8 protein-coding genes are annotated in these 11,467 nt (G+C 72.3%); 6 read left to right on the plus strand and 2 right to left on the minus strand.

The features are described 5' to 3' along the window. Positions 1–2,814: an NHLP bacteriocin export ABC transporter permease/ATPase subunit gene (locus ACNYS0_RS08755; RefSeq protein WP_422472086.1), complete on the plus strand. Its 2,814-nt coding sequence runs from the start codon at positions 1–3 to the stop codon at positions 2,812–2,814. 79 nt (positions 2,815–2,893) lie between these two features. On the opposite strand, the gene ACNYS0_RS08760 is transcribed toward ACNYS0_RS08755, so the two are convergent. Continuing rightward, on the minus strand, positions 2,894–3,592 hold the full coding sequence (locus ACNYS0_RS08760) for a GntR family transcriptional regulator (protein WP_422472087.1): 699 nt from the start codon (positions 3,590–3,592) through the stop codon (positions 2,894–2,896). A 206-nt stretch (positions 3,593–3,798) separates the two neighbouring features. On the opposite strand from ACNYS0_RS08760, the gene ACNYS0_RS08765 reads away from it, so the two are divergent. From ACNYS0_RS08765 to ACNYS0_RS08785, 5 genes are all read left to right on the plus strand, one after another. Beyond that, positions 3,799–5,133: an MFS transporter gene (locus ACNYS0_RS08765; RefSeq protein WP_422472088.1), complete on the plus strand. Its 1,335-nt coding sequence runs from the start codon at positions 3,799–3,801 to the stop codon at positions 5,131–5,133. Then, complete coding sequence (locus ACNYS0_RS08770; protein ID WP_422472089.1) at positions 5,130–6,326, plus strand: maleate cis-trans isomerase family protein; 1,197 nt, start codon at positions 5,130–5,132, stop codon at positions 6,324–6,326. The genes ACNYS0_RS08765 and ACNYS0_RS08770 overlap by 4 nt, the downstream gene beginning before the upstream one ends. 17 nt (positions 6,327–6,343) lie before the next feature. After that, positions 6,344–7,249 (plus strand): polysaccharide deacetylase family protein, encoded by a 906-nt coding sequence (locus ACNYS0_RS08775; RefSeq protein ID WP_422472090.1) that lies wholly within the window; start codon positions 6,344–6,346, stop codon positions 7,247–7,249. Positions 7,250–7,379: 130 nt separating this feature from the next. Next, the gene (locus tag ACNYS0_RS08780) at positions 7,380–8,675 is read left to right on the plus strand and encodes a purine-cytosine permease family protein (protein WP_422472091.1); all 1,296 of its coding nucleotides are present in this window, start codon (positions 7,380–7,382) and stop codon (positions 8,673–8,675) included. A gap of 52 nt (positions 8,676–8,727) precedes the next feature. Beyond that, the gene (locus ACNYS0_RS08785) at positions 8,728–10,167 is read left to right on the plus strand and encodes an amidase (RefSeq protein ID WP_422472092.1); all 1,440 of its coding nucleotides are present in this window, start codon (positions 8,728–8,730) and stop codon (positions 10,165–10,167) included. 9 nt (positions 10,168–10,176) lie between these two features. On the opposite strand, the gene ACNYS0_RS08790 is transcribed toward ACNYS0_RS08785, so the two are convergent. Then, on the minus strand, positions 10,177–11,433 hold the full coding sequence (locus tag ACNYS0_RS08790; RefSeq protein WP_422472093.1) for a lipase family protein: 1,257 nt from the start codon (positions 11,431–11,433) through the stop codon (positions 10,177–10,179). Positions 11,434–11,467: the final 34 nt, after the last annotated feature.

Genomic DNA, 11,467 nt, shown 5'->3' on the forward strand with positions numbered 1-11,467 from the left:
ATGACCGACCTGCAAGCGGAGTTCACCTCCTCCGACCAAGTCGTCGCGGCCTTCGGCGGCCTCGGCGCCCCCGTCGACTGCACCGATCTGCGCAGCCTGCCCCTTGAGGGCCCGCACGTGCTGTGGCTCGTCGCGGGCGGAGCGCTCGACCTGTTCGCGGTCGACGCCCAGAGCCAGGGCCACTGGCACTTCCTCGGCCGTCTGGAGCCGGGCACGCTGCTGCTCGGCCCGGTCGAGGGCACCCAGCACACCCTCGTCGGACGGCCGTTGGGCGGCTGCCAGGTCCGCCGCATCCCGCTGCGCGAGCTCCCCTACGCACCGCCCGCGTACGACGGTTCGTACGGCTGGAGCCTGCTGGAGGAGGCCTTCGCGCTCGGCGTGGGCCGCGGGCAGAAGATCCTGTTCGAGGCGCCGCTCGACGGGCGCACCGTCGAGACCCAGGAGGACTCCCTCGTCGGCGACGACGACGTGCTGTGGCCCCAACTGGCGCCCGGCAGCGTGCAGTACGGCTCCGCCTACGCGGCGGACGCGGCGGCCGATCTGCTGGTCGACACCGGCCTGTGGCAGCGGATGGTCAACCAGCAGTGGCGCCTGCTCTCCACGCTCGACCGCTGGATCGAACGCCTGGAGAGCGCGCACGAGGACCGTGCCGCGGCCGGTATCCGCGCGGGCGAGGCCGTCCGCGAGCAGGCCGACCGCACACTCCTCGCGTCCATGGGCACCAAGCGCGGCCGCCGGAACTCCTCCGACGCGGGCGCCGACGCCACGTACGCCGCCTGCAAGATCGTCGCGGACGCGTCCGGCATCCGGCTCGTCGACCCCGACCACGTGGGCGCGGTCAGCGACCGCCTCGACCCGGTCGAGCAGCTCGCCACGGCCTCCCGCCTGCGCACCCGCCCGGTACGCCTGGCCGGGGACTGGTGGCGCCGCGACGCGGGCCCGCTGGTCGGCTACCGGGCCTCGTCCGGCGCCCCGGTCGCGCTGCTGTACCGGCGGGGCGGCTACGAGACCGTGAACCCGGCGGGCGACCGCCGCGTCCGCGTCGACGAGGACAACGCGGAGGACTTCGAGGAGCGGGCGATCATGCTGTACCGCCCGCTCCCGGACGGCGCTCTGACCCCGCTCGGGCTGATGCGCTTCAGCATGCAGTCGATGACGAAGGACATCCGCAGGCTGCTGCTCGCGGGCCTGGTCACCGTGGTCCTCGGCGCGCTCGTCCCGGTCGCGACCGGCCAGGTCCTCGGCACGTACGTGCCCAACGCGCAGACGAGCCTCATCACGCAGGTGTCGTTGGCGGTGGTGGTCACCAGCGTCGTGACGGCGGCGTTCATGCTGTTGCAGAACCTCACGGTGCTGCGCATCGAGGGCCGAGTGGAGAGCGTCCTGCAACCGGCGGTCTGGGACCGGCTGCTGCGGCTGCCGACCCGGTTCTTCGCCTCCCGCTCGACGGGCGAGCTGGCGAGCGCCGCGATGGGCATCAGCTCCATCAGGCGCCTGCTCTCCGGCGTCGGCCCGATCGTCGTCCAGTCGACGACGGTCGGCGCGATGAACCTCGTCATGCTCCTCCTCTACAGCGTCCCGCTGGCGATGGCGGCGCTCGGCATGCTGGTCCTGGTCGCGGCCGTCTTCCTCACCCTCGGCCTGCTCGAACTGCGCTGGCAGCGGCGCCTGGTGAAGCTCGGCAACAAGCTCAACAACCAGGCGTTCCAGACGCTGCGCGGGCTGCCGAAGCTGCGCGTCGCGGGCGCGGAGAGCTTCGCGTACGCGGCGTGGGCGAAGGAGTTCGCGCGCACCCGCGAGCTGCAACGCAGGGCCGGCCGCATCAAGAACGCGACGACGGTCCTCAACTCGGTCTATCTGCCGCTGTGCTCACTCGTGATGTTCATGCTGCTCGCGGGGCCGGCCCGCGGCAGCATGTCGGCGGCGTCCTTCCTCACCTTCAACACGTCGGTGACGATGCTCCTGACGTCGGTGACGCAGCTGACCGGCGCGCTGATCTCGGCGGCGGCGGTGCTGCCGATGTTCGAGCAGATCAAGCCGGTGCTCGACGAGAAGCCCGAGGTCCGCGAGGCGGCGACGCAGCCCGGCGAGCTGACCGGCGCCCTGGAGGCGCGCGGAGTCTCCTTCCGCTACACCGACGACGGCCCGCTGGTCCTCGACGACGTGAACGTGTCGATCAAGCCCGGTGAGTTCGTGGCGGTGGTCGGCGAGAGCGGCTGCGGAAAGTCCACGCTCCTGCGCCTGCTGATCGGCTTCGACGCCCCGGCCTCCGGCAGCGTCCTGTACGACGGCCAGGACCTCTCGGCGCTCGACCAGGCGGCCGTGCGGCGCCAGTGCGGCGTCGTCCTCCAGAACGCGCAGCCGCTGAGCGGGTCGATCCTCGACTGCATCTGCGGCGCCGAGGCGTTCACGCAGGAGGAGGCGATGGCGGCGGCCGAGATGGCGGGCCTCGCCGAGGACATCAAGCGGATGCCGATGGGCCTGCACACGATGATCTCGGGCGGCGGGGCGGTCTCCGGTGGGCAGCGTCAGCGGCTGATGATCGCGCAGGCGCTGATCCGGCGCCCGCGGATCCTCTTCTTCGACGAGGCGACGAGTGCGCTCGACAATGAGACGCAGCGCATCGTGATCGACAGCACGAAGGCCCTCCGGGCGTCGCGGGTGGTGATCGCGCACCGGTTGTCGACGGTGATGGATGCGGACCGGGTCGTCGTGATGTCGGCGGGGCGGGTCGTTCAGCAGGGGTCGCCTGCGGAGTTGTTGGCCGATACGGGTGGGCGGTTGCACGAGTTGGTGCGGCGGCAGATGGCGTGAGGTCGCGGGGCGCTGCCCCGGGCCCCGCTGCTCAATCGCCGCAGGGGCTTGAATTGCCCGCCGAACCGGACCCCGCGCCTCAATCGCCGCAGGGGCTTGAGCTGCTCGCCCGCACCGACTCGGTGTCGTCCGCTCCGAACAGCACTCGCATCGCCACTTCCCGGTAGTGGCGTACGTGGTGCAGGGCCCGGTCGGCCGCCAGGTCCGCGTCGTGGGCCGCGATGGCCTCGTACAGGCCCTGGTGTTCCTCCCACACCGCGTGCGGGTCGTCGACCTGCTGGAAGAGCCAGCGCATCCGGCCCTCCAGGGGTTGCAGGGTGGAGGCCAGCAGGGTGTTGCCCGCGATCTCCACGATGTGGTGGTGGAAGTCGGTGTTGGCGCGTGAGATGCGGGCCGGCTTCCCCGTGCGGGTGGCGCGCTCCGCGCTGGCCAGCAGCCGCCCCAGGGTGGCGAGCTGCGGCTTCTGCGCCCGCTCGGTGGCGCGCCGCACGGCGAGCACCTCCAGGGCCTCGCGCAGGTCGAAGAGGTCGAGCACGTCCTGGAACGAGAGCTGCTTGACGACGATCTTGCGGGCCGACGCCGCCTCCAGGAAGCCCTCGCTGAGCAGCACCCTGATGGCCTCGCGCACCGGGATCCTGGACACCCCGAACTCCTCGGCGACCTCCCGCTCCAACAACCGGTCGCCCGGTCTCAGTTGGCCGCTGATGATCCGGTCCCTGATGCCCTCGCAGACCTGATCGCGCAGCCAGCCCGCCTCGCCGGCCCCCGCCTGTGCCATGTTTCCTCCCCGTCAATTGCGACTCACGGTATACCAACGCCTTGACGCGGCGCGCCCCCATCCGCATCCTTTGGTATGCCATAGCGGCGAACACACACGTCACACGCTTCTCCCGATGTCCGCAGGGCCGCCCCCACGGCCTTGCGAAGCATGCCCTTCGATGCATGCCTTCCGCAGCTCGTCCCCGGCTCAGCAAAGGGGTTGACATGTCGTCAGCCGATCTGACCCGCGCCACCGAAGCGGCCCAGCCGCACGGAAGAACCACCAAGTCACCGCCCAGCCGCACCCGTTGGAAGGTGTTCCTGCTCCTCCTCGGCATCGTCACGCTGAACTACATCGACCGCGGCTCGGTGTCCGTGGCGCTGCCGCTCATCACCCAGGACCTGCATCTGTCGAAGGAGGTCACCGGGTTCGTCCTGAGCGCGTTCTTCTGGACGTACGCGCTGATGCAGATCCCCGGCGGATGGCTGATCGACCGGTTCGGGCCGCGCCGGATGGCGGGCGGCGCCTGCGTCGGCTGGGGCCTGGCGACCGGCGCCACGGCGGCCGCCACCGGTGTCGGCTCGCTGCTCGCGGCCCGGCTCGCGCTCGGCGCGGTCGAGGCCCCGGTGATGCCGGCCGGCGGCAAGCTCAACGCGCACTGGCTGCCCGCGAAGGAACGCGGACGCGGCGCGGTCCTCATGGACGGCGGCGCCCCGCTCGGCTCGGCGCTCGGCGGCATCGCCATCTCCGGCCTGATCGCCTGGACGGGCAGCTGGCGGATCGCGTTCGTCGTCGCGGGCGCGGTGACCGTGGCCGTCGGCTTCCTGGCCCTGCGCTACCTGCGCGACACCCCGCGCGAGCACGCGGGCGTGAACGAGGCCGAGGCCGCGTACATCGAGCGCGAGCACGCCGCCGAGGACGCGGCGACGCCCGGCGAGGACCGGCCCGCGAAGCTGCGCGACTACGTCAGGTACCGCTCGTTCTGGGGCATGTGCCTGGGCTGGATGGGCTTCAACGGCGTCTTCTACGGACTGCTCACCTGGGGCCCGCTGTACCTGTCCGAGACGAAGGGCTTCGACATCAAGTCCATCGGCTGGTCCACGCTCGTCATCTTCGGCGCCGGATTCGTCGGCGAGCTGATCGGCGGCTGGCTCGCCGACCACTGGCGCTCGCGCGGCACCGCCGCCAACACCGTCCTGCGCACCCTGATGGGGATCGCGGGCACGGCCGTGACGGCGGGGCTGCTCGGTGTCGTCCTGGTGCCCGACGCGATGACGGCCGTCGCGCTGCTCTCCGTCGTGCTCTTCTTCCTGCGCTGGGCGGGCCTGTACTGGGCGCTCCCCTCCACGCTCGGCGGTCGCGCCAACGCGGGCGTGGTCGGCGCCGCCATGAACCTGTCCGGCAACATCGCCGGGATCGTCACGCCCATCGCCGTCGGCTTCATCGTCGGCGGCACCGGCTCCTACACCTGGGCACTGCTGTACTTCGTCGGCGCGGCACTGCTGTTCACCGCCGCGTCCCTGGTCATCGACTACTCAAGGAGGCTTGCCGTCCGATGAGGGCTTCATCGAGCGAGAACCGTCCGCCGAGCGACCACCGTCCGCTGCGCGTGGGCATGCTCACGCCGTCCTCCAACACCTGCCTCGAACCCGTGACGTACGGCCTGCTCCAGGGCGCCGAACCGGGGCTCGCCACCGCGCACTTCGCGCGGGTGCCGGTCACCCGGATCGCCCTGGACACGGGCAGCGACGCCCAGTTCGCGCCCGAGCCGATGCTGGCCGCGGCCCGGCAGCTCGCCGACGCCAAGGTCGACGTCCTGGTGTGGAACGGGACGTCGGGCTCCTGGCTCGGCATCGAACGGGACCGGGCACTCGCCGCCGCGCTCACCGCGGAGACCGGCATTCCGGCCACCACCTCGACGCTCGCGCTGCTCGACGCCTGCGCCGCCTACGGCGTGACCCGCCTCGGCCTCGCCCTGCCCTACACCCGTGACGTCGCCGACGCGATCGTGTCGACGTACGCGAAGGAGGGGCTTGAGTGCGTGCTCGCGGAGCCCTTCGGCGAGCACGACAACGAGGCCTTCGCCCGCATCCCGCCCGCCGACGTGGCCCGCCAGATCGAGGCGGCGGCCACCGACGGCGCGCAGGCCGTCGCCGTGGTGTGCACGAACGTGTACGGCGCCTTCGAGGCCGAACGGCTCGAACACGCCCTGAAAATTCCGGTGTTCGACTCCGTGAGCGCCACGCTGTGGCGGGCGCTCGACCTGGCCGGGGCGCGCCCGTCGTGGTCCGGGCACGGGCAGCTGCTGCGCGACGGCAGCCTGCGCGCCGACATCCAGCGCACCCTGGAGCGGCTCCTGAAGGACACCGGCGCCGACCGGACGACGTTCCGCGTCGACCTGCCGGGACACGACCTGCACGTCGACCTCACGGCCGGCGAGGCGCTGGCCCCCGGCGTCCGCTCCATCCGCCGCGACGCCTCCCTCGACCAGCGCCGCCTCAACACCGTCGAGTGGCTGGAGGCAGAGCGCCGCGCGCTGGTGCAGCCGCACTTCCGCGAGGCGCCGCAGCCGCCGGACGCGCTCAAGGACGTGTACGGCGTGCGCGCCCAGATGCTCTCGCCGGTGCAGACCGGCACCACGCTGACCGGCTGGATCTCCGTGCACAGCACGCGCGAGCGCGACTGGACGGAGGCCGACCGCGAGGCGCTCGCCGCGGCCACCGCCGAACTCACCGCCCGAACCCCCCGCTAGCAAGGAGCAGTACACCCATGCCCAAGGACATCCAGATCGCCCTCGGCGTCGACGTCGACGCGGTCGCCGGCTGGCTCGGCTCCTACGGGGGCCAGGACTCCCCCAACGACATCCAGCGCGGCGTCTTCGCCGGTGAGATCGGCACCCCGCGCCTGCTCAAGCTCTTCGAGCGCTACGGCATTCGCACCTCCTGGTTCATCCCCGGCCACTCCATCGAGACGTTCCCCGAGCAGACCCGGATGGTCGTGGAGGCCGGTCACGAGATCGGCGCGCACGGGTACTCGCACGAGAACCCCATCGAGATGTCGCCGCAGCAGGAGGAGGACGTCCTCGCCAAGTCCGTCGAGCTGATCGAGCAGTTCACGGGGCGCGGTCCCAAGGGCTACGTCGCGCCCTGGTGGGAGATGTCGGAGTCGACGGCCGCCCTGCTGCACAAATACGGCTTCTCCTACGACCACTCGCAGAACTACCGGGACTTCACCCCGTTCTACGCCCGCGTCGGCGACTCCTGGACGAAGATCGACTACACGGGTGCGGCGAAGGACTGGATGAAGCCGCTCGTGCACGGCCACGAGGTGGACCTCGTCGAGTTCTGCGGCAACTGGTACGTCGACGACCTGCCGCCCATGATGTTCAACAAGCACGCCCACAACAGCCACGGCTACGTCTCGCCGCGCGCCCTCGAACAGGACTGGCGCGACCAGTTCGACTGGGTGCACCGCGAGCTGGACTACGCCGTCCTGCCCATCACCCTGCACCCGGACGTCTCGGGCCGCCCCAACGTCCTGCTGATGCTGGAGCGCTTCATCGAGTACGTCTCCGGCCACGAGGGCGTCTCGTTCGTGACCCTGGAGGACGCGGCCGACACCTTCCGCCGCCGCTTCCCGTTCGAGGGCACGGAACGCCCGGCCGACATGCGCTGATCCTTTACGCCGCGGCAACGGAGGGCGCGCCAGGGGAAACGCGGGGCGCCCTCCCGCGTAACAAGCAGCTTCTACCTTCACTCGCGTTTGCGGTATACCAACCGGTCCCGGCACCCCCACGGAGGGGCACATGGCCAGCGCAGAAGAGTACGAACACGCACCAGTTCCGCCCACCGCCCGCAAGAGCCTCCCGTCGGTGGCCGCCGTGTGGTTCGGGTTTCCCATGAACCTCGGCAACGCCGTCTTCGGCGGCGTGATCGTCTACAACCTCGGCCTCGTCGAAGGACTGCTCGCGATCCTCGTCGGCAACCTCGTCCTGTTCGGCTATGTCGGCGCGCTGAGCCACTACGCGGGCCGCACGGGCGAGAACTTCGCGCTCCAGGCGGCCGACACCTTCGGGCGCCGCGGCAGGCTCGCCGCGGCCGGGCTGCTCGCCACGGTCGTGATCGGCTGGTTCAGCTTCCAGGTGGGCCTCACCGGCACGACCCTTCAGGACACGCTCGGCTGGACCCCGATGTGGGGCGCGCTCCTCGGCTGCGCGATCTACACCCTGCTCACCGTCGCCGGGATCCGCGCCCTCGCACTCGTCGGCGCCGTCGCGACGCCCCTGTTCGTCGTCCTCGCGGCGGTCGCCATCGGCTACGGCGCGGGCCGCACCTCCGCCTCCGACGCCCTCACCTACCAGGGGACGGGCGGCGCCCTCGGGTTCGGCGGGGCCGTCGCCATCGTCATCGCCGGGTTCGCCGACTCCGGCACCATGACGGCCGACTTCACCCGCTGGTCGAGGAGCGGGCGCAGCGCGGTGGCCGCCACTGCCTTCGCCTTCCCGTTCGCCAACTTCGTCGCCTACGCGCTCGGGGGCGTCGTCGTGGCGATCGGCGGGTCGGCCGACCCGGAGGCCGACGGGGGCGGCTTCCTGCCGCTGCTCACCGGGCACGGCCCGCTGCTCACGGCGCTCGCGGTGCTGTTCGTCTTCGTCAACCTCGGCTCCGTCGCCTCGCACTGCCTCTACAACGGCGCCGTCGGCTGGTCCGCGCTCACCCCCGCGAAGATGCGCCCGCTCGCTCTCGGTCTCGGCCTGCTGGGCCTGCTGTTCGCGCTCAGCGGCGTGTGGGGCCACTTCGTGGACTGGCTGAACCTGCTGGGCGTGTTCGTGCCGCCGATCGGCGCCGTGCTCATCACCGACCAGTACCTGCGCCGCAAGGGCCGTGCGGCCGAGTCCCGCGACTACCGCTGGAGCGCGCTCGGGGCGTGGGCGGCCGGGGCCCTGGTCGCGGGCCTCGCGCACTACCTGCTGCCCGGTTCCGTCGACCCGCTGTTCGGCATCGTGGTCGCCGCGGTGGTGTACGCGGTGGCCGAACGGCGCCGCGCGCCCAGGGCGACGGCCGGGCCGGCCGTCGACGCCACGACCACCTCCGTCGTCTGAACGGGGCGCCGCCAGTGCCTCCGACGGGACTCCCACAGAAGGGCCCACGCACGTGAACCCCACCGACGCCGCCGAGCTCTGCCGGCTGTCCGCCACCGAGACCGCCGCGCTGATCCGTTCGCGGGAGCTGTCCCCCGTCGAGGTCACCGACGCGGTGCTCGACCGGATCGACGCCGTGGACGGGCAGTTGGGCGCCTTCTGCACGCCCACGCCCGACCTGGCCCGCGCCGCGGCCCGGCGGATCGCGGACGACGTCGCCGCGGGCCGCGAGACCGGCCCGCTGGCCGGTGTCCCGCTCGGCGTCAAGGACCTGATCTCCACCAAGGGCATCCGGACGACGTCGGGCTCGCACGCGTACGCGGACTTCGTACCGGACGAGGACGACATCGTGGTGGAGCGGTCGGTGGCGGCGGGCGCCGTCGTCCTCGGCAAGACCAACGCCACCGAGTTCGGCTACAGCGCGACCGGGCACAACCCGCTGTTCCCGGTGACCCGCAACCCCTGGGACCTCGACCGGACGCCCGGCGGTTCGAGCGCCGGTTCGGCGGCGGCGGTCGCGGCGGGGCTCGGCCCGGTGGCGCTCGGCAGCGACGGCGGCGGCTCGGTCCGCATCCCGGCCGCGCTGTGCGGGATCTTCGGGTTCAAGGCGTCGATGGGGCGGGTGCCGGTGTATCCGGGGTGCCGCGACGAGCGCCACCCAGGGGTGTCGGGCTGGGAGTCGGTCGAGCACATCGGCCCGCTGACCCGCACCGTCGCCGACGCCGCCCTCATGCTCTCGGTGCTCGCCGGGCCCGACCCGCGCGACCGGCACTCGATCCCGTGCGCGGACGTGGACTGGACCCGGCGCCGCCCGGCCGGCCCGCTGCGCGTCGCCTACAGCCCGGACCTGGGCCGGGTCGCCGTCGACCCCGAAGTGCGCCGGGTGGCGGACGAGGCGGCGCAGGTCCTCGAGAAGGACCTGGGCGCCGAGGTCGACCGCATCGACCTCCAACTCCCGGACTTCAGCGAGGCGTTCGGCGCGATCATCGCCGCGGAGACCGACCTGACGGGCATGCGGGCCATGGCCGACCGGCTCGGGCCCGCCATGTCCCCGCACCTGGCGGCGCTCGTACGCACACCCTGGACGGCCGAGCAGTTCACCGACGCCAACCTGGTGCGCAAGGCGGTCGCGAACCGGGTCGCCCGGCTGATGTCGACGTACGACCTGCTCCTCACGCCGACCACCTCCGTCGCCGCGTTCCCCGTCGGGGTGCAAGGCCCGGAGCTGATCGACGGACGGATGGTGCCCACGGACCACTGGACGTCCTTCACCCCGATCGCCAACCTCACGGGCCTGCCCGCCGCTTCGCTCCCGGCGGGCCGCACGCGGGGCGGACTCCCGGTCGGCGTGCAGCTGATCGGCCGGCACCTCGCGGACGGCGCGCTCCTGGACGTGTGCGCCGCCTACGAGGAGGCGGCGCCGTGGCGGGACGCGTGGCCGGCGGCCGTGTGACGGCGGCGCCTACCGCACGTCCCCGTACTCGCTCAACACCCCTTCCGGAGCAAGCGCGTTGACGTAGTGCGCGGGCCCGTGGTCGTCGAAGGAGTACTTGAAGGGGAGCGTCCGCGTCAGGGCCAGGCGGGCCGCGAAGAAGGCGAGGGGGGCCACGACCGCCAGGCCCGCGAGGCTGTCCATCTGGGGGTACGGAAGGGCGGGTTCCACCCGTTCGATCCAGCCCTCCTCGCGGGCGCGGCCCGGGATCGCGCCCATCCGGCGCAGCCTGCGCAGCGGGTTCTCGCCGGTGAGGAGGTCGCCGGGGAAGGCGGCCGCCTCCGCCGCCGCGTCGGCCGCCGCCGTGAACACCGCGTCGACGGCGCGCCGTGGCCTGCGGAAGTGGAACTCCCGGCCGAACGCCGCGTAGGGGCCGACGGGGCGCGGCGGCAGCGCGGGCACCACGTCGCGGTCGTAGATGTAGCGCAGGAGGCGGTCGCGGAGGATGTGGGTGCCGTTGCTGTCGACCGTGTCCGCGCAGGCCCGCGCCAGGTCGGGGCCGCCGAGCATGGGCTGGCCGAAGGTGTAGACGGCGCGCAGCCTGCGGGCGATGTGGGCGTAGCGGGGCTCGTGGACGAGGGTGACCGCCATCAGGGCCGCCATGGCCGCGCCCAGGCTGTGCCCCGTGATGTAGAGCGCTTCGAGTCCTGGGCCGCGGGTGCCCGTCTCCTCGGGGTCGATGGACTCCCCGCGCACGGCGCGCTCCAGCGCCTGGAGGACGAGGTAGCGGGTGGCGCGCATGTTGCGGTAGAAGCCCGCGTGCACCGCGTAGTCGGTGCCGTCCAGGTCGACGGCGAGGGTCTCCGGGCGGACGTCGGCGTCGGTGAGGATGCTGATGATGTCCTCGGGCTGGGTGCCCCGGTAGCACAGGATCGCAATCCGGCGCTCCTCGTCCTGGATCAGGTAGGCCGCGGAGGCGATGTAGAGCGCGTCGACGCGCTGCTCGAAGACGCGGCACCGGTTGCGTTCCAGGCCGAGCCGCGTCGCCATCATCGCGACGGTCTCCGGGTCGCCGCCCTGTTCGTACCCGGCGTAGGCGTACGCGGCCAGGGTCGCCATGGTGTGCGGGAGCACACCGGCCGGATCCGGATGTTCCTTGTCCTCGCGGAGCAGGCGCGACAGTTCGGGATGGACGGGGAAGGTGGTCCTGCCCGGCTCGACGAACGTGGCCTCCTTGAGGGGGCGCAGGTCGGCGAAGGCGGGTCCGTGCACGATCGTCTGGCGCATGGCACCTCCCGGAGCGGGGGCTGTGCAGCACACC

It is taken from the genome of Streptomyces anthophorae, assembly GCF_049310305.1.
Taxonomy (GTDB): domain Bacteria; phylum Actinomycetota; class Actinomycetes; order Streptomycetales; family Streptomycetaceae; genus Streptomyces.

What these genes read in the sequence shown, in the direction of transcription:
- ACNYS0_RS08755 (WP_422472086.1), top strand. Translation starts at nt 1, where the DNA reads ATGACCGACCTGCAAGCGGAGTTCACCTCCTCCGACCAAGTCGTCGCG.
- ACNYS0_RS08760 (WP_422472087.1), bottom strand. Translation starts at nt 3,592, where the DNA reads ATGGCACAGGCGGGGGCCGGCGAGGCGGGCTGGCTGCGCGATCAGGTC.
- ACNYS0_RS08765 (WP_422472088.1), top strand. Translation starts at nt 3,799, where the DNA reads ATGTCGTCAGCCGATCTGACCCGCGCCACCGAAGCGGCCCAGCCGCAC.
- ACNYS0_RS08770 (WP_422472089.1), top strand. Translation starts at nt 5,130, where the DNA reads ATGAGGGCTTCATCGAGCGAGAACCGTCCGCCGAGCGACCACCGTCCG.
- ACNYS0_RS08775 (WP_422472090.1), top strand. Translation starts at nt 6,344, where the DNA reads ATGCCCAAGGACATCCAGATCGCCCTCGGCGTCGACGTCGACGCGGTC.
- ACNYS0_RS08780 (WP_422472091.1), top strand. Translation starts at nt 7,380, where the DNA reads ATGGCCAGCGCAGAAGAGTACGAACACGCACCAGTTCCGCCCACCGCC.
- ACNYS0_RS08790 (WP_422472093.1), bottom strand. Translation starts at nt 11,433, where the DNA reads ATGCGCCAGACGATCGTGCACGGACCCGCCTTCGCCGACCTGCGCCCC.